Origin of the sequence: Serratia sp. PF-27 (assembly GCF_030053255.1) — a bacterium.
Classification (GTDB): Bacteria; Pseudomonadota; Gammaproteobacteria; order Enterobacterales; family Enterobacteriaceae; genus Serratia; species Serratia bockelmannii.
Map to the genome: position 1 here is coordinate 262,594 of NZ_JASGBT010000022.1, position 17,979 is coordinate 280,572.

At 61.0% G+C, this 17,979-nt stretch carries 17 protein-coding genes; 11 read left to right on the forward strand and 6 right to left on the reverse strand.

Going from position 1 to position 17,979, the window contains the following annotated elements; genetic code table 11:
* The first annotated feature begins 212 nt into the window (after positions 1–212).
* A complete protein-coding gene (ygiD, locus tag QMZ29_RS20730) occupies positions 213–995 on the forward strand; it encodes a 4,5-DOPA-extradiol-dioxygenase (RefSeq protein WP_025304317.1) in 783 nt (260 codons plus the stop codon).
* Positions 996–1,043: 48 nt separating this feature from the next.
* Here ygiD and QMZ29_RS20735 read toward each other — a convergent pair whose 3' ends face one another.
* Together QMZ29_RS20735 and QMZ29_RS20740 are read right to left on the reverse strand one after the other, a co-directional pair.
* Positions 1,044–2,204: a glutathionylspermidine synthase family protein gene (locus QMZ29_RS20735; RefSeq protein ID WP_025304316.1), complete on the reverse strand. Its 1,161-nt coding sequence runs from the start codon at positions 2,202–2,204 to the stop codon at positions 1,044–1,046.
* A 3-nt stretch (positions 2,205–2,207) separates the two neighbouring features.
* Positions 2,208–2,870 (reverse strand): DUF1190 family protein, encoded by a 663-nt coding sequence (locus QMZ29_RS20740; RefSeq protein WP_025304315.1) that lies wholly within the window; start codon positions 2,868–2,870, stop codon positions 2,208–2,210.
* A gap of 353 nt (positions 2,871–3,223) precedes the next feature.
* Here QMZ29_RS20740 and QMZ29_RS20745 point away from each other — a divergent pair, with 353 nt between their 5' ends.
* Genes QMZ29_RS20745 through dhaM form a run of 4 tightly spaced genes read left to right on the forward strand, consistent with a single transcriptional unit; the run spans position 3,224 to position 7,530 of the window.
* The gene (locus tag QMZ29_RS20745; RefSeq protein WP_049296259.1) at positions 3,224–4,324 is read left to right on the forward strand and encodes a glycerol dehydrogenase; all 1,101 of its coding nucleotides are present in this window, start codon (positions 3,224–3,226) and stop codon (positions 4,322–4,324) included.
* 51 nt (positions 4,325–4,375) lie between these two features.
* Positions 4,376–5,446, forward strand: coding sequence for a dihydroxyacetone kinase subunit DhaK (dhaK, locus tag QMZ29_RS20750; RefSeq protein ID WP_025304313.1), 1,071 nt, complete (start codon positions 4,376–4,378; stop codon positions 5,444–5,446).
* Between the two features lie 9 nt (positions 5,447–5,455).
* Positions 5,456–6,088 (forward strand): dihydroxyacetone kinase subunit DhaL, encoded by a 633-nt coding sequence (dhaL, locus tag QMZ29_RS20755; protein ID WP_060448049.1) that lies wholly within the window; start codon positions 5,456–5,458, stop codon positions 6,086–6,088.
* Positions 6,089–6,099: 11 nt separating this feature from the next.
* Complete coding sequence (gene dhaM / locus QMZ29_RS20760) at positions 6,100–7,530, forward strand: dihydroxyacetone kinase phosphoryl donor subunit DhaM (protein ID WP_197836186.1); 1,431 nt, start codon at positions 6,100–6,102, stop codon at positions 7,528–7,530.
* On the opposite strand, the gene dhaR is transcribed toward dhaM, so the two are convergent.
* Both dhaR and hasF read right to left on the reverse strand, forming a co-directional pair.
* On the reverse strand, positions 7,527–9,476 hold the full coding sequence (gene dhaR, locus QMZ29_RS20765) for a dihydroxyacetone kinase operon transcriptional regulator DhaR (protein WP_261425137.1): 1,950 nt from the start codon (positions 9,474–9,476) through the stop codon (positions 7,527–7,529). The genes dhaM and dhaR overlap by 4 nt on opposite strands.
* A 152-nt stretch (positions 9,477–9,628) precedes the next feature.
* On the reverse strand, positions 9,629–11,146 hold the full coding sequence (hasF, locus tag QMZ29_RS20770; protein WP_025304309.1) for a multidrug efflux transporter outer membrane subunit HasF: 1,518 nt from the start codon (positions 11,144–11,146) through the stop codon (positions 9,629–9,631).
* Between the two features lie 347 nt (positions 11,147–11,493).
* Here hasF and nudF point away from each other — a divergent pair, with 347 nt between their 5' ends.
* The 6 genes from nudF to QMZ29_RS20800 all read left to right on the forward strand — a co-directional run bounded on the left by nudF (position 11,494) and on the right by QMZ29_RS20800 (position 16,910).
* Positions 11,494–12,126 carry an ADP-ribose diphosphatase gene (nudF, locus tag QMZ29_RS20775; RefSeq protein ID WP_043142088.1) on the forward strand — a complete coding sequence of 211 codons (633 nt, stop codon included), beginning with the start codon at positions 11,494–11,496 and terminating at the stop codon, positions 12,124–12,126.
* Positions 12,126–12,551 carry a DUF1249 family protein gene (locus QMZ29_RS20780; RefSeq protein ID WP_004937244.1) on the forward strand — a complete coding sequence of 142 codons (426 nt, stop codon included), beginning with the start codon at positions 12,126–12,128 and terminating at the stop codon, positions 12,549–12,551. Before nudF ends, QMZ29_RS20780 begins: the two co-directional genes overlap by 1 nt.
* 27 nt (positions 12,552–12,578) lie before the next feature.
* Positions 12,579–13,406, forward strand: coding sequence for a 3',5'-cyclic-AMP phosphodiesterase (gene cpdA / locus QMZ29_RS20785; protein WP_060434581.1), 828 nt, complete (start codon positions 12,579–12,581; stop codon positions 13,404–13,406).
* Positions 13,406–13,990: an esterase YqiA gene (gene yqiA / locus QMZ29_RS20790; RefSeq protein WP_025304306.1), complete on the forward strand. Its 585-nt coding sequence runs from the start codon at positions 13,406–13,408 to the stop codon at positions 13,988–13,990. Before cpdA ends, yqiA begins: the two co-directional genes overlap by 1 nt.
* A gap of 46 nt (positions 13,991–14,036) precedes the next feature.
* Positions 14,037–15,932, forward strand: coding sequence for a DNA topoisomerase IV subunit B (gene parE / locus QMZ29_RS20795; RefSeq protein WP_025304305.1), 1,896 nt, complete (start codon positions 14,037–14,039; stop codon positions 15,930–15,932).
* Between the two features lie 81 nt (positions 15,933–16,013).
* Complete coding sequence (locus QMZ29_RS20800; protein ID WP_173888580.1) at positions 16,014–16,910, forward strand: LysR substrate-binding domain-containing protein; 897 nt, start codon at positions 16,014–16,016, stop codon at positions 16,908–16,910.
* An 8-nt stretch (positions 16,911–16,918) separates the two neighbouring features.
* Here the strand turns inward: QMZ29_RS20800 and QMZ29_RS20805 are convergent, their stop codons facing one another.
* Both QMZ29_RS20805 and QMZ29_RS20810 read right to left on the reverse strand, forming a co-directional pair.
* A complete protein-coding gene (locus tag QMZ29_RS20805) occupies positions 16,919–17,227 on the reverse strand; it encodes a putative quinol monooxygenase (RefSeq protein WP_025304303.1) in 309 nt (102 codons plus the stop codon).
* Between the two features lie 33 nt (positions 17,228–17,260).
* Positions 17,261–17,842, reverse strand: a complete 582-nt coding sequence (locus QMZ29_RS20810; RefSeq protein ID WP_261425139.1) for an NAD(P)H-dependent oxidoreductase — start codon at positions 17,840–17,842, stop codon at positions 17,261–17,263.
* Positions 17,843–17,979 lie beyond the last annotated feature (137 nt).

Sequence of the window (17,979 nt, forward strand, 5' to 3'; positions counted from 1 at the left end):
AAATTAGATCTGTGTGGCAGTAATGCCATGGTATTCACAGAATTTATTAATTAATTGAAAAGTATGTATTTTTTAACTTTCTGTTGGCCGGTGCATTTTTGTGCTTTTTAATTCAAATTTATTGAATATCATCATCACGGTTATCCGGCTGTGTTGCTGCGGCAAAGCGCGTAATGTAACGCCATAGCACAATTTGAACTAAGGATCCCCCTATGAACACCTCTCGTATGCCTGCACTGTTTCTTGGCCACGGTAGCCCGATGAACGTGCTGGAAGACAACCGTTACACCCGGGCATGGCGTGCGTTGGGTGAGTCATTGCCGCGTCCGAAGGCGATCGTGGCGGTTTCTGCGCATTGGTACACCCGCGGCACTGCGGTCACCGCGATGGAAAAACCCAAAACCATTCACGACTTCGGCGGGTTCCCGCAGGCGCTGTTTGATACCCGTTATCCGGCGCCGGGCTCTCCCGCGCTGGCCACGCAGCTGCAGCACATTCTGGCGCCGGTGCCGGTGACGGCCGATCTCGGTGAGTGGGGGTTGGATCACGGTACTTGGGGCGTATTGATCAAGATGTATCCCAATGCCGATATCCCGGTGGTGCAGCTCAGCGTCGACGGCACGCAGCCGGCAGCCTATCACTATGAGCTGGGCCGTAAACTGGCGGCGCTGCGCGATGAGGGGGTGATGATCGTCGCCAGCGGCAACGTGGTACACAACCTGCGCATGGTGAAATGGCAGGGCGATACCAGCGCCTACCCGTGGGCGGAATCGTTCAATAACTTTGTCCGGGATAACCTGCGCTATCGGGGCGACAACCACCCGCTGGTGGATTTCATGCGCCATGAGGGCGCGGCGTTGTCGAATCCGACGCCGGAACACTATCTGCCATTGCTGTACGTGCTTGGCGGCTGGGATGGAAAAGAGGCCATCAGCGTGCCGATCGACGGTATCGAAATGGGGGCGCTGAGCATGCTGTCGGTGCAGGTGGGGTAAAGAAAAAACGCCGGTCAGAGACTGGCGTTTTTGTCTTCAGCGGGGCGATCAGCCGAGGATGGTGTGCGGATAGAAGCGCGACAGATCCTGCGTGATCAGTTCGCGATCTTCGCGCAGGCCGATGCCGCAGGGTTGATCGTTCACCAGCCAGCTGCCGATCAGCGTGTAGCTGTCTTCGAACTTCGGCAGCGGATGGAACTGCTGCACGATCATGCCTTCTTCACCGTACGGCCCATCGACGCGCGCCACTTCCTGACCGTTTTCGACGATCTGGATATTGGCGCCTTCGCGTGAGAACAGCGGCTTGGTGACGTAATGATCCATCGGCGGATGATCGTCTTGCGCGAAATAAGCCGGCAACAGATTCGGGTGGTTCGGGAACATTTCCCACAGCAGCGGCAGCAGCGCCTTGTTGGAGATGATGCTCTTCCAGGCCGGCTCCAGCCAGCGCACGCCGGCGTCTTCGAGCTTGGTGGAGAACATCTCGCGCAGCATGAATTCCCACGGGTAGAGCTTGAACAGGTTGCCGATCACCTGATCCTGCAGATCGGTAAACTGGCCTTTCTCGCCGAGGCCAATCTCTTCCATGAACAGGAACTCGGTCGGCAGACCGGCTTCCTGCGCGCAGTCCTGCAGATATTGCACCGTGCCGCGATCTTCTTCGCTGTCCTGGCAGCAGGCCAGGTGCAACAGGCCGAAGCCGTGATGCGCTTTCAGCTCGGCGAAACGCTCGATCAGCTTCTCCTGCAGGCTGTTGTACTGATCCGATTCCGGATCCAGCTTGCCGGCGTTGATCTGGTCTTCCAGCCACAGCCACTGGAAGAAGGCCGCCTCATACAGCGAGGTTGGCGTATCGGCGTTGTTCTCCAGCAGCTTCGGCGGGTTGACGCCGTCGTAGGCCAGATCGAGACGCGAATACAGCGACGGCTGGTTGGTGCGCCAGGAACTGCGCACGAACTCCCAGGTGTGTTTCGGAATGCAGAACTTGGCCATCAGCTCATCGCTGCCGACCACCTTTTCCACCACCTGCAGGCACATCTGGTGCAGCTCGGCGGTGGCGTTTTCGATCTCTTCAATCTGCGCCAGCGTGAACTGGTAATAGGCGTCTTCACACCAGTACGGCTCGCCGTACATGGTGTGGAAACGGAAACCGAACTCGGTCGCTTTTTCACGCCAGTCCGGGCGCTCGGTAATAGCAATACGTTTCATGCATCAACCGCCCATGCTGCGAGAGCCGGAGTTGGAAGTGGCGCTGCTGCGCTGCATGCTGGTCTGCTTGGCCACGGTCTCGCCGAAACCACCGCGGGTCACGGTGTTGGTGACCGCAGGCTTTGGCGCCATGGCGGTTTTCGGCACCGTCATGGTGCGGCCGCCGGCGGTGGCCGGGCCGTAGCTCTTGCCGCTGGCGTCGACAAACTTGCCGTTCGCCGGGCTGGCGGCGTTCTTGGAAGTGAACAGTGGCTGCTGCGCGAAGCCGGAACCGCCCATCAGGCGGCCCATCATGTAGCCCGCCATCAGCGGCATCCAGAAGCTGCCGCTGCTTTGCGATTCCGCCGCCATGCCGGCCTGTGCCGGCGCTTGGGTGCACTGCGCTTCGCCGAACTCGGCGACGCAGTCTTCGCGGGTGGCGTATTTCGGCGCGGTTTTCGCCGCTTCTTGCAGGGCGTTGTTGTAGGAGGTGGTGCACTGCTCGCTCATTGAAGGATTAGCGCGCGAACAGTCATCGGCATTCTGATACAGGGAGACCGTTTCATCGCTCTTCTCGCAGCCGGCCAGCATAAAGACGGCGCTGATCGCCAAGGCCACGGGCGCGACACGGTAGCTGCGCCAGGATTTGCGGAACGTCTCTTGGTTGATGTTTTTTGTCCGTTTCATCGTTATCAATCCCATCATGCGGGCTGTTTTCGCCCTTTCCCAGTAGTGGCGCTAAGGATAGGGGAAACATGGTCAAAATTAAAGCTGAAACGCCCGTAGAATCCACTCTTTACGCAGTTATACGTTGGGGTGTGCGCCAGTTCGCTTTCGCGGCGAAAAAACGCGCGTTGGCGTTTCATCATGAAACGTTATCGCTATGATGATGTTCCATAATGGAACAAAAATCGCGAAGCTCGCCAGGCGGATGGCAGGCGCTCATAGTCGAAGCACAACAACAAGCCGACGGCGAAGTCGGCGCGTCATCACCTGATATCTGAACGTTACCATCGCCAACTCCCTACAAGGATCCGGTTATGTTGAGAATCATCCAGTCACCAGGTAAATACATTCAGGGCGCCAATGCGCTAGCCGTCGTCGGCGAATACGCCAAATCCCTCGCCGATCATTACCTGGTGATCGCCGACGACTTCGTGATGCAGCTGGCGGGCGACACCCTAATGGGCAGCCTGCAGCAGCACGGCGTGAAACATCACGCGGCCCGCTTCAACGGCGAGTGCTGCCGCAAAGAGATAGACCGGCTCGGCCGCGAGCTGCAGGCCCACGGTTGCCGCGGAGTGATCGGCGTCGGCGGTGGTAAGACGCTCGACACCGCCAAGGCCGTCGCCCACTACCAACAGCTGCCGGTGGTGCTCATTCCCACCATTGCTTCCACCGATGCGCCGACCAGCGCGCTGTCGGTTCTCTACACCGAACAGGGCGAATTCGCCGAATACCTGATCTACCCGCGCAACCCAGATATGGTGGTGATGGACAGTTCCATCATCGCCAACGCGCCGGTGCGCCTGTTGGTCGCCGGCATGGGCGACGCGCTTTCCACCTATTTCGAGGCGCAGGCCTGCTTCGACGCTCAGGCCACCAGCATGGCCGGCGGCAAATCGACGCTGGCGGCGCTCAGTCTGGCGCGGCTGTGCTATGACACGCTGCTGGCCGAAGGGGTGAAGGCCAAGCTGGCGGTCGAGGCCGGCGTGGTAACGGAAGCGGTGGAGCGCATTATTGAGGCCAATACGTATTTGAGCGGCATCGGCTTCGAGAGTAGCGGGCTGGCGGCGGCGCACGCCATTCACAACGGTTTCACCGTGCTGGAAGAGTGCCACCACCTGTATCACGGCGAAAAAGTGGCGTTCGGCACCTTGGCGCAGCTGGTATTGCAGAACAGCCCGATGGCGCAGATTGAAACCGTGTTGGCGTTTTGCCATGACATCGGCCTGCCGATCACGCTGGCGCAGATGGGCGTCACCGGCGACGCGACGGCGAAGATGATGGCGGTGGCCGAGGCCAGTTGCGCCGCCGGCGAAACCATTCACAACATGCCGTTCAAGGTCACCCCTGCGGGCGTGCAGGCGGCGATCCTGACGGCGGACAGGCTGGGCGCCGCCTGGCTGCAGCGTCATTGATACCGTTGGGGCGCGGTGCGCCGCGCCCCTGGGCTTACAGAGGAAATCATCGTGAAAAAACTGATTAATCAGGTCGAGTCGGTGTTGGAAGAGCAGTTGCAGGGGCTGGCGGAGGCCCATCCCGAGTTGCTGGTGCACGCGGATCCGGTGTTCGTGACCCGCGCCGACGCGCCGGTGGCGGGCAAGGTGGCGATCCTGTCCGGCGGCGGTAGCGGCCACGAGCCGATGCACTGCGGTTTCGTCGGCGAAGGGATGCTCGACGGCGCCTGTCCGGGCGAGATTTTCACCTCGCCGACGCCGGATAAAATGTACGAGTGCGGTCAGGCGATCGACGGCGGCGCCGGCGTGTTGCTGCTGATTAAGAACTACACCGGCGACGTGCTCAACTTCGAAACCGCCACCGAACTGCTGCACGACAGCGGCGTCGCGGTGGCGACGGTGCTGGTGGATGACGACGTGGCGGTCAAAGACAGCCTGTTCACTGCTGGGCGACGCGGGGTGGCCAACACCGTGCTGATGGAGAAACTGCTGGGCGCCGCCGCAGCGCGCGGCGACGATCTGGACAGCGTGGTGACGCTGGGGCATCGCATCAACAACCACGGGCATTCGATTGGCATTGCGCTGGGTGCCTGTACCGTCCCCGCCGCCGGCAAACCGTCGTTCACCCTGGCGGAGAACGAGATGGAGTTCGGCGTCGGCATTCACGGCGAGCCGGGCATTGCGCGCCGCACGTTCACCACGCTCAACGCGGCGGTGGACGACATGTTCCATACGTTGATCGACCACGGCCACTATCAGCGCACGATCCGCGTCTGGGATCGTCAGCAGGGCGAGTGGCGCGACGAGATGCAGACCAAGCAGCCGCTGACGCGCGGCGATCGGGTGATCGCGTTGGTCAATAACCTGGGTGCCACGCCGCTGTCCGAGCTGTATGGCGTCTACCATCGATTGGCGGAGCGTTGCGCCGAGGCGGGCATCATTATCGAACGCAACCTGGTGGGTTCTTATTGCACCTCGCTTGATATGCAGGGTGTGTCCATCACGTTGTTGAACGTGGACGACGAGCTGTTGTCCTTGTGGGATGCGCCGGTGAAAACGCCTGCGCTGCGTTGGGGTTGCTGAGGAGGAATTATGGCGTTGACCAAACAACAGGTCGTCGATTGGCTGATGCGTTGCGGCGAAGTATTCAGCCGGGAGCGCGATTTTCTCACCCAACTGGACACCGAGATCGGCGATGCCGACCACGGTCTGAACATGAATCGCGGTTTCAATAAGGTGGTAGAAAAGCTGCCGTCGGTGGCGGACAAGGATATCGGCTTTATCCTGAAAAACACGGGTATGACGCTGCTGTCGAGCGTGGGCGGCGCCAGCGGTCCGCTGTTCGGCACCTTCTTCATCCGCGCGGCGCAGGCGGCGAACGCCAAGCAAAGCCTGGATCTGGTGGAGCTGCATCAGGTGATGCAGGAAGGGGTGGAAGGCGTGGTGATGCGCGGTAAGGCGGAGCCGGGCGACAAGACCATGTGCGACGTCTGGTGGCCGGTGGTGGAAAGCCTCGGCCAGGCCGCGCAGCAGAACCTGAGCGTGGCGGAGGCGCTGCAGCGCGCCGCCGACAGCGCCGAGCGGGCGGTGGAGAGCACCATTACCATGCAGGCGCGTAAAGGGCGGGCCAGTTACCTGGGCGAGCGTAGCATCGGCCACCAGGATCCCGGCGCCACTTCGGTGATGTTGATGATGAAAACGCTGGCCGAGGTCGCCGGCAGTTAGCAGGAGGCGAGATGATTAATATCGTGGTGGTTTCGCACAGCGCGTTGCTGGCGCGCGGCGTTGAGCAGTTGGCGCGGCAGATGATGCGCGGCGACGGCTGCAAACTGGCGCTGGCGGCGGGCGTGGATGACGAGCAGCACCCGATCGGTACCGACGCGGTCAAAGTGATGGAGGCGATCGAAGCGGTCGCCGACGGCGACGGCGTTCTGGTGCTGATGGATCTGGGCAGCGCGCTGCTCAGTGCCGAAACCGCGCTCGATCTGCTGGACCCGGACCTGGCCGCCAAAGCGCGGCTGTGCGCGGCGCCGCTGGTTGAAGGCACCTTGGCGGCGGTGGTGGCCGCCAACTCCGGTGCTTCGCTGGAACAGGTGGTGGCGGAGGCGCAGGGGGCGCTGCAGGCCAAGCAGGCACAGCTGGGTGAGGCTTCACCGACGGCGAAAAGCGTGGCCTTGCCGCTGGCGCAGGGCAAAAGCGTAACCTGGACGGTGCAGAACCCGCACGGGCTGCATGCGCGCCCGGCGGCGCGGCTGGTCGAGACGCTGGCGCCGTTCAAGGCCGAGCTGGTGCTGGAGAAGCAGGGGCAGTGCGTCGATCCGCGCAGCCTCAATCAGCTGGCGCTGCTGCAGGTTCGTCACGGCGACACCGTTCGCCTGATTGCCGACGGTGCGCAGGCGGACGAGGCGCTGGCGGCGTTCAAAGCGCTGGCGGAACAACATTTCGGCGAGACGGTCTCCGAGCGGCAGCAGCCTTCGCTGCACGGTATCCCGGTGGCGGAAAGCGTCACCAGCGGACCCGTGTTCCAGGCCCACAGCTTCTGGCCGCCAACCGTCGATCGACGGATTGGTGCGGACGAGGTGTTGGGCGAACAGCAACGCCTGCGGGAGGCACTACAGCACACGCTGAGCGATCTGAACCGGCTGGCGGAGCGTACCGGCACGCTGATCGGCAAGCCGCAGGCGGCGATCTTCGGCGCCCACAGCATGCTGCTGGACGATCCGGATCTGCAGCAGGCGGCTTACACCCGCATCGCGCAGCAGCTGTGCTGCGCCGAGCAGGCCTGGCGGCAGGTGCTGGGGGCGATCGCCGAAGAGTACCGTGAGCTGGATGACGACTACATGCGGGCGCGCGAATTGGACGTGCGCGACATGCTGCGCCGCACGCTGTGCCATCTGCAGGGGCTACCGCTGCCGGCCATGGCGCTCGCAGAACCGTCAATCTTGGTGATGGACGAGCTGATGCCCTCGGAGGTGGTGATGCTCGACAGGCGGCTGGTGCTCGGCATCTGCCTGAGCGGCGGCAATGCCCTGTCGCACAGCGCCATTCTGGCGAAGGCGATGGGCATTCCGATGGTGGTCGGCATGCAGGATTGCCTGAGCAAAACCCGCAGCGGGCAGAAGGCGATGCTGGACGCCGCGCGCGGGGTATTGCAGCTCAGCCACTAGGCACGCAGCTTGAACTGGCGGATGTCGATCCCGTGCTGTTTGATCTTCCGCCACAGCGTGGTGCGGCCGATGCCCAGCAGCTGCGCCATCTCCGTCACCTGGCCACGGCTGACGGTCGCCGCGCGCAGGATCGCCTGGCGTTCCATGTCCGTCAGCGTCAACAGCGGTGCGCCGGGCTGCGGATCGCTTTCCAGCAGCGACGGCTGGCCGAGCAGGTGCGCCGGCAGATCCGCCAACTGGATGTGGTGGCCGTGGCAAATCATTGCCGCGCGCTCCACCACCCCTTTCAGTTCCAAATCGTTGCCCGGCCACAGATAAAGCGCCAACTGGGCCATCACCTCGTCATCGACCCGGAAGCGACACTGAAAATGCAGCTCCAGCGTGCGCAAATGGTGTTTGACCAGCAGCGGAATATCGCTCAGCCGCTGGCGCAGAGGCGGGATCAGGATTTCGAACGCCTGCAGGCTGTAAAATAGCTGGCGGCGGAAACGGTTTTGCTGCACCAGCAGCGGCAGATCGGCGGCGCTGCCGGCGATCACACGCACATCGACCGGGATCACCCGGCTGGAATTGAGGCGGATCACCACGCCGGTTTTCAACACCTGCAGTAGCGCCGACTGCATCTCCGCCGGCAGGTATTCGATCTGTTCGAGGTACAGCGTGCCGCCGTTGGCCAATTCGAATTTACTGAGCTGGCCCGCCTCTTCTTCGCTGGCGTCGCTGCCCAACAGTTCACGCAGCCCCTGCGCCTGCGTCAGCAGCTGGCAGTTGAGGGCGATATACGGCCCGGCGGCGCGTTCGCCGGCGTTGTGGATAGCCTGGCTGAGCAGCTCTTTGCCAACGCCTTCTTCCCCGCGCAACAGGATCGGATGCTGGCCTTTGGCCGCCTGCTGCCCGTAACGGATCAGTCGCCGCATTTCCAGCGAGGTGGAGGGCATCTGTTCGAAGCTGTGGCTGACGCGCCCCAGCTGGCTGCTGACATACTGGCGCAGCCGTTCGAGCGGGTGCAGCAGGGCGATGAAACTGCAGCGATCGCCGTCGAAAATCGGCTTGAGCGTCAGCAAGGCGGCGATAAATTGTCGCTGACTTTCGAAGGTGACTTCGACGTGTTGCAGCGGTTGGCGATCGGCGATGGCGCGCTTGAGCAGCACGGGCAGCGTCAACAGCTGCGTCAGCGGCTTGCCCTGGCTCTGCTGTTCGTCCAGCTTCAGCAGGCCGGCGGCGCGCTGGTTGATGTATTGCAGGTAGCCGCGGTGATCCCAGGCCATGACGCCGTCGTCCACGCCGTCCAGCAGGCCGTAAAGCTGATTCAGATGGCGGTTGGATTCCGCCAGCAGGCCGTCGGCGTTCAGCGAGTTACCGATTTCGCGGGCGATGGCCAGCGTCAGCGACAGATCGCCGGCGGCGCAATCGGGCAGCAGGCAACCCAGGGCGATCGAGCCGCGTTGGCGGCCGCTGTTGTCGTAGACCGGCGTGGCGCAGAACGACCAGCCGTGCAGCGCCTGGCGCACATGCTCTTCACCGCTCACCCGTACCGGGTGGCCTTCCGCCGCCGCCAGCGCCGGTGCATTGGTGCCGATCTGTCCCTCGGCCCAGTAAGCGCCGGGGGCGAATCCCAGTTGCTGCAAATGCTCCCAGGTTTGGGCGTCGCCGCAATGCCACAGCGTGCAGCCGCTCTCGTCGAGGATCAGCAACAGACAACGTCGCGGCTCCATGTATTCGCAGGCGTCTTCCAGCGCCGCCTGGCCAAGCGTCAGCAGATCGTTCTTGCGGCGGCAAATCGATTCGAAGGTGGCGCCCTGAGCGCGGTGCGGTGCCTGCCAAACGTCTGGCTGCATCAGGCTGCGGCAGCGTAGCCAGGAGGCGTAAACGGCTTGTGTCGGGCGCAGCGGCGGCGGCAGTTCACCGTCGTTAATCAGCCGCTGCCAGCGTGAATCGTTGTCCATCGAACCTCATCCAGGCTGCGAAAACGAGAGTGAAGATGATACCACCTGGTGTAGCGGCGGCTGTGAGGCGGTGGGCAGAAGCGGGGAAATCGGGGCAAAAAAAAAACGGGGCGCGGCGCAGGCCGGACCCCGTGTTTATCAACGTGCGCGTATCAGTTACGGAATGGGTTGCCGCTGTTGCGAGCCGGTTGGCTGGTGGTAACGGCCGGCGCGGATACGCGAGTGGCCGCCGGTGCCGGCGCCGCGGTTTGTTGCATCGGCGCATTGTCCTGATAACCGTCCGCATAGGCGTCCTGCGCGCGGTTTTGCGGTGCGACGGCGTCAGGCGCGGTCGACACCGGTTTGCCCAACGCGCCATTCAGCAGCAGCAGATCGTTCTGGTTCAGCGTGCCGAGCGCCGACTTGATGTTCAGCTGGTTGATCAGATAGGTATAACGCGCGTCGGACAGTTGACGTTTGGCGTTATACAGGGTGGTGGTGGCGTCCAGCACATCGACGATGGTGCGGGTACCGACCTGATAACCGGCTTCCATCGCGTCCAGGGAGCTCTGCGCGGAGATCACCGCCTGTTTGTAGGCGTTGATGCTGCTGATCGAGGCGTTAACGTTGTTGAACGACGAACGCACGGTCTGCACCACGCTGCGGTGGGAGCTTTCCAACTGCTCACTGGCGCCGACGAAGCCGTACTGCGCTTGTTTGACCTGCGAGTTGGTCGCGCCGCCGCTGTATAGCGGCAGGTTGAAGCTGATGCCGACCTTATTTTGGCCCGCATCGGAGTCGCTGTAGCGTGCGGCATTCGCGCCGCCGGTGTTGGAGCCATTGTATTTGGTATTGCTGATGCCGGTCGACGCGCTGACGTCAATCGTCGGCATATAGCCAGTTTGGGCTGCGCGGATTTGCTCACGCGCCAGATCCTGGCTCAGACGGGCGGACAGCAGGCTCAGGTTGCGCGCTTCCGCTTCTTTCAGCAGGTTGTTCACCGCTTCCGGGCGCTGGGTACTGAAGCGATCGGTATTCAACGAGGCCAGCTCCGGGTAGAAGGCCCCGGTCACCTGGCGCAGCGTTTCCAGCGCGTTATCCAGATCGTTGCGAGCGGAGACTTCGGCCGCCAGCACGGTATCATAGTTCGAACGGGCGTTCTGCACATCGGTGATCGCCACCAGGCCCACGTTGAAGCGTTGGGTGGTTTGATCCAGCGTGCGGTAGACCGCGTCTTTCTGCGCCTGGGTATAGGACAGCGTGTCGATCGCTTTCAGCACGTTGAAGTAAGCGGTGGCGGTGTTGAGAATCAGCGACTGCTCTGCGGTCTGGAAGGTGACGTCGGAGATGCCGGCGGTCTTTTCCTGCAGCGTCAGCTGGCGCCATTTCGACATGTCGAAGAGGGTTTGCGTCAATGCCAGCGAACCGCTGGTCACGTTGCTGTTAACGCCATTGCTGTCACGATAACCGTTGGTGTAATCGTAACCTGCGGTTAAACCGAGCTGCGGCAACAGCGGGCTGCGCGCTTCATTGATCTTTTCGAATGCGGCGTCGCGGTCAGCAGCACTTTTGCGCAGATCCGGGTTACTTTCCCTGGCCTGTTTGTAGACCTGCAGCAGGTTCTCTGCCTGGCTCATTGCACTGAAGCCGCCCAGGCTCAGTCCGATAAGAAGGGGGAGCAGTTTCTTCATTTGCATTCCTTGTTGTGCAGCAATATTGCTATGTTAGCGCTGACGATAGACGAAATAGTTGCCGATTCTAGCAGAGTCTGCGGTACGCATCAGGTGGCTGAATGTGCCATCTCACGTAACTTTTACCTTTCAGACCGCCCATTTACCTTGGCGTACTGCCCCGGTCGACTGCAGCTGATATTATGGCTGACAATCCGGATTGTTTCCCGCTATTACCTGCGAGCGCACAAACGTGCCGCATCCGGCGGCGAGAAACAGCCTAACATAAAGCCGCGGCGGAGAGTCCCGCTGTTTCTGTCATCAAAACCGTTTATTTTATCGGCATACTCAAGCAGGAGAATTCGCGCATGAACCGTTCGCAGCCGTCGCCCGTTACTTTCGATAAAAAAGATGTAGAAATTATTGCACGCGAGACGCTGTACCGTGGTTTTTTTTCACTCAATTTATACCGGTTTCGCCATCGGTTGTTCAATGGCGAAATGAGCCCTGAAATCACGCGTGAAATTTTCGAGCGCGGCCATGCGGCGGTGCTGCTGCCCTATGATCCGGTGCGCGATGAAGTGGTGCTGATTGAACAACTGCGCATCGCCGCGGTCGATACCCGTAATTCGCCCTGGCTGCTGGAAATGGTGGCGGGTATGATCGAAACCGGCGAAAGCGTCGAAGACGTGTGCCGCCGCGAAGCGCAGGAAGAGGCCGGCGTGGTGGTCGGGCGCTGTAAGCCGGTGCTGAGCTACCTGGCCAGCCCCGGCGGTACCAGCGAACGTTTGTCGATCATGGTCGGCGAAGTGGACGCCCGCACCGCCGAGGGCATCCACGGTCTGGCGGAAGAGCATGAAGATATCCGCGTCCACGTGGTCAGCCGCGAGCAGGCTTACCGCTGGGTAGAGGAGGGCGCGATCGATAACGCCGCATCAGTGATTGCATTGCAATGGCTGGCGTTGCACCATGAATCGTTGAGAAAAGAGTGGGCCAACTAATGAAACAGCGCTATACCCCTGATTTCCCCGAAATGATGAGATTGTGCGAAACCAACTTCGCGCAATTGCGCCGCTTGCTGCCGCGCAACGATGAAGCGGGCGAAACGGTGACTTATCAGGTGAACGGCGCCGGCTATCGTTTGACCATCGTTGAGTCCACGCGTTACACGTCGCTGGTGGAGATCGAGCAGATCTTTCCGGCGGTCAGCTACTGGAGCCTGCCCGCGATGACGGTGCGGTTGTACCATGACGCCATGGTTGCGGAAGTGTGTTCCAGTCAGCAGATCTACCGCTTTAAAGCGCGTTATGATTATCCTAATAAAAAGTTGCATCAACGCGACGAAAAGCATCAAATTAACCAGTTTCTTGCTGATTGGCTGCGCTACTGTTTGGCGCATGGAGCGATGGCGGTTCCGGTTTGTTAGACAGACTGAAATAACAAAGGACACCATTTGGAAAGCCTGTTTAAACTGCCCGTGGCGAGTGGGGCCGCGGTCAGGATTCTACAAATAACAGATACCCACCTTTTTGCCGGCGAACACGAGACGTTGCTCGGCATCAATACCTATCGCAGCTATCACGCGGTGCTGGACGCCATCCAGGCGCAGCGCCGCGACGTTGATTTGATCGTCGCCACGGGAGATTTGGCGCAGGATCATTCGCAAGAGGCGTACCGCCACTTCGCCGCCGGCATCGCGCAATTGCCGGCCCCCTGCGTGTGGCTGCCGGGTAACCACGATTTCCAACCGGCGATGGTCGACGCGTTGGCCGCCGCCGGCATTGCCCCTTCCAAACAGGTGTTGCTGGGCGACGACTGGCAGGTGCTGATGCTGGACAGCCAGGTGTTCGGCGTGCCGCACGGCGAATTGAGCGAGTATCAGCTCGAGTGGATGGAGCGCTGCCTGCAGGCTCACCCCGAGCGCTATACGCTGTTGCTGCTGCACCATCATCCGCTGCCGTCCGGTTGCACCTGGCTCGATCAGCACAGCCTGCGCAACCCGCATATGCTGGGCGCGATCCTGCTGCGTTATCCGAAAGTGAATACCGTAGTGTGCGGGCACATTCATCAGGATCTGGATCTGGAATGGCAGGGCCGGCGCCTGTTGGCGACGCCGTCCACCTGCGTGCAATTCAAGCCGCACTGCACTAACTTTACCATCGACGACGTCTCCCCCGGCTGGCGTTACCTCGATCTGCTGCCGGACGGCCGCGTCGAGACGCAGGTGTTCCGCCTGGAAAACGACGATTTCCGCCCCGATATGGACTCGGATGGATACTGATGCCTTCGACGCTGCTCTACCTGCACGGTTTCAATAGTTCGCCGCAGTCGGCCAAGGCGGTGGCCTTCAAGGCCTGGCTGGCCGAGCACCATCCCGACATCGAGATGCTGGTGCCGCAGCTGCCGGCCTTTCCGGCGGAGGCCGCCGAGATGCTGGAAAATATGGTGCTGGAACGCGCCGGGCAAACGCTCGGGCTGGTCGGCTCATCGCTGGGCGGCTATTATGCCACCTGGCTGTCGCAGTGTTTTTCCCTGCCGGCGGTGGTGGTCAACCCGGCGGTCAAGCCGTTTGAGCTACTGGTGGACTATCTCGGCGCCAACGAGAACCCCTACACCGGCCAGCAATATGTGTTAGAGTCTCGGCACGTTTACGATCTGAAAGTGATGCAGATCGATCCCTTGGAGTCGCCGGATTTAATCTGGCTGCTGCAGCAAACGGGCGATGAAATTCTCGATTACGGCCAGGCAGTGGCGTATTACACCGCGTGTCGGCAAACGGTGGAGTCGGGTGGAAACCACGCCTTCGTCGGTTTCGAGCACTACTTCCCCCAGATTGTGGATTTTTTAGGGCTAAACGCGGTCTGACGGACCGTTCCGGCACCTCCCTTTAACCACGAAAAAATAATCAACGATGACTCAATCCAGCTATAACGCTGATGCCATTGAAGTACTCAGCGGTCTAGAACCAGTGCGCCGTCGTCCCGGCATGTATACCGACACGACGCGCCCAAACCACCTCGGCCAAGAGGTGATCGATAACAGCGTCGACGAAGCGTTGGCTGGTCACGCCAAACGTATCGACGTGATCCTGCACGCCGATCAGTCGCTGGAAGTGATCGACGACGGCCGCGGCATGCCGGTGGACATCCACCCGGAAGAGGGCGTGCCGGCGGTTGAGTTGATCCTGTGCCGGCTGCACGCCGGCGGTAAATTCTCGAATAAAAACTACCAGTTCTCCGGCGGCCTGCACGGCGTTGGGATCTCGGTGGTCAACGCCCTGTCGAAGCGGGTGGAAGTCAACGTGCGCCGCGACGGCAACGTCTACGGCATCGCCTTCGAAAACGGTGACAAAGTGCAAGACCTGACGGTGACTGGCACCTGCGGCAAACGCAACACCGGCACCAGCGTGCACTTCTGGCCGGACGAACAGTTCTTCGACAGCCCGCGTTTCTCGGTATCGCGCCTGACTCACCTGCTGAAAGCCAAAGCGGTGCTGTGCCCCGGCGTCGAGATCTATTTCATCGACAAGGTGAACAACACCGAGCAGCGTTGGTGCTACCAGGACGGCCTGACCGACTACCTGATGGAAGCGGTTAATGGCCTGATCACCTTGCCGGAAGCGCCGTTCGTCGGCAATTTCGCCGGTGACACCGAAGCGGTCGACTGGGCGCTGCTGTGGCTGCCGGAAGGCGGTGAGCTGCTGACCGAAAGCTACGTCAACCTGATCCCGACCATGCAGGGCGGCACCCACGTCAACGGCCTGCGTCAGGGGCTGTTGGACGCGATGCGCGAGTTCTGCGAATTCCGCAACATCCTGCCGCGCGGCGTGAAGCTGTCGGCGGAGGATATCTGGGATCGCTGCGCCTACGTGTTGTCGGTGAAGATGCAGGATCCGCAGTTCGCCGGGCAGACCAAAGAACGTCTCTCTTCGCGTCAGTGCGCGGCCTTCGTTTCCGGCGTGGTGAAAGACGCCTTCAGCCTGTGGCTGAACCAGAACGTTCAGGCGGCGGAACAGCTGGCCGAGCTGGCGATTTCCAGCGCCCAGCGCCGTCTGCGCGCCGCCAAGAAAGTGGTGCGCAAGAAGCTGACCAGCGGGCCGGCGCTGCCGGGCAAGCTGGCGGACTGTACCTCGCAGGATCTGGCCATGACCGAACTGTTCCTGGTGGAAGGGGACTCGGCGGGCGGATCGGCCAAGCAGGCGCGCGATCGCGAATATCAGGCGATCATGCCGCTGAAGGGCAAGATCCTGAATACCTGGGAAGTCTCCTCGGATGAAGTGCTGGCCTCGCAGGAAGTGCACGACATTTCCGTGGCGATCGGCATCGATCCGGACAGCGAAGATCTCAGCCAGCTGCGCTACGGCAAAATCTGCATCCTGGCGGATGCGGACTCCGACGGCCTGCATATCGCCACGCTGCTGTGCGCGCTGTTCGTGCGCCACTTCCGTTCGCTGGTGAAAGGCGGCCACGTTTATGTCGCCATGCCGCCGCTGTACCGTATCGATCTCGGTAAAGAGGTGTTCTACGCGCTGGATGAAGAAGAGAAAGCCGGCGTGCTGGAACAGCTGAAGCGCAAGAAGGGCAAGCCGAACGTCCAACGCTTTAAAGGGCTGGGTGAGATGAACCCGCTGCAGCTGCGCGAAACCACCCTCGATCCGAATACCCGCCGTCTGGTGCAACTGACGGTGGCAGAGGATGACGTCGATCAGACGCTGGCGGTGATGGACATGCTGTTGGCCAAGAAGCGTTCGGAAGATCGCCGGAACTGGCTGCAAGACAAGGGCGACATGGCCGAATTGGCGGTCTGAGCCTGACCCTGGCCCGGTGAACGCCGGGCCTGCTTTCCCGCAGGGCGTTCATGCGGCGCCCGATAACCAGGGCCGGAATGCATGAAGATCACGCTCGAAGAATTGCTGGCGTTCACCTCGGTGGTCGACAGCGGCTCTATCACCTCCGCCGCCGATCGGCTCGGCCAGACGACCTCCGGCATCAGCCGTGCGCTCAGCCGCCTGGAGAATAAGCTCGATACCACCCTGATGCGCCGCACTACGCGCCGGTTAGAGCTGACCGAAGAAGGGCAGAGCTTCCTGAGCCATGCGCGTACGATCATCAACTCGGTGGAAAATGCCGAAGAACAAATGGCGGTGCGCCGGCAGATGCCGGCCGGGCGACTGCGGATAAACGCGGCTGCGCCTTTTATGGAGCACGTCATCGTGCCGCTGGTAGCGGGGTTCAGGGAACGTTATCCGCAAATTTCGCTCGAGCTGAATACTGACAACCTGGTTATCGATCTACTGGAAAAACGCACGGATATTGCCATTCGCATCGGTGCGTTGCGTGATTCGACCATTCATGCGCGCGCGCTGGGCGCCAGCCGGTTGCGCATCCTCGCCAGCCCGGCTTATCTGCAGCAGCACGGCACGCCGCAGAGCGTGGAGGCGTTGCATCGGCATTGTCTGCTCGGTTTTACCCAGCCGGAATCACTGAACCAGTGGCCGTTGCGCTATCGCCAGGCGCCGCATTTCACCATCACGCCAACGATCTCGGCGTCCAGCGGTGAAACGCTGCGGCAATTGGCGCTGCGGGGCGAGGGGATCGTACAGCTGGCAGACTTTATGACCCGGCGCGATCGGGAAGCCGGCAAGTTGGTGACGTTGCTGGAGCAGGAGACGCTGGACGTGCGCCAGCCAATCAATGCGGTGTATTACCGCAATACGCAATTGGCGGCGCGTATCACCTGTTTTCTGGACTACGTCAGCGCGCACATCGACGCGCAGACGTTATAAGACACGGATTACAGGGCGTTTTCCAGGATGTAGATCTCGGTGTCCAGCACGCTGTCCTTGAGGGTGTCGCGGTGTTTGAGCATGTGCTCAATGGCCAGGTGTTTTTCCAGATGCGCCATGCTTTCCCATTTCTCCAGCATGAACACCGAATCCGGCGACCGCTTCTGCCACGGCGCCTGGGTATTGCTGTCGACCATCGGCGTATATTCGCCGCAGCCGTCTTCCGCCAGTACCAGCGGCACCAGTTTTTCAATGGCTTGCAGTACGGTGGCGCGGTGGCCGGGCTTCACTTTGATTTCTGCGATTACGGTGATCATGCTTACCTCGTTGATGAGTATGTTCTGCGTCAGTTAAGCAAAAATTTTCGCCAGATGCTCGCGATAATGTGCGATGTCCGCTTCGATATCCGGTTGTTTTATCACGTCATTGCAGATAAAGGTCGGTAGCGCCTCCATCCCCAGGAACTGGTTGGCCTTGTGGAAGTGCAGGTAAACGCCGTCGACGCCGACGCCGTGGAAGAACTGATCGGGATCGGTGAAGGCCTCCAGCGGGGCGTTCCAGGTCAGGCTCAGCAGGTATTTTTTGCCCTGGATCAGGCCGCCGGAGCCATATTTTTTGCTTTCGTCAGAACGAGAGCGGCCGTCGTTGGCATACAGGCTACCGTGGCCGGCGGTGAACACTTCATCGATGTATTTTTTCAGGATCCAGGGTTCGCCCATCCACCAGCCCGGCATCTGATAGATGACCGCGTCGGCCCACAGGTATTTCTGTACTTCGGCTTCGATGTCATAGCCGTCGTCGACCACGGTGACCTGCACATCGTGCTGCAGATCGCGCAGGAAGCTTTCCGCCACGTCGCTCAGGGTTTGGTTGAGTTCGCCGTTGGAATGGCCGAATTGTTTTTTAGCGTTGATAATCAGGATATTGCTCATCTTTCGCGGCTCCCGTCAGAGTTAAGATATGGCATGCTTCCCGCCGAAAAGGCGGAAACCATCTCGCTGGTGACGAGTGTAATCGTTAGTCAGGCAAGTAAAAATGCGATCCGGCGCACAACAGTGTTGACTGCCAG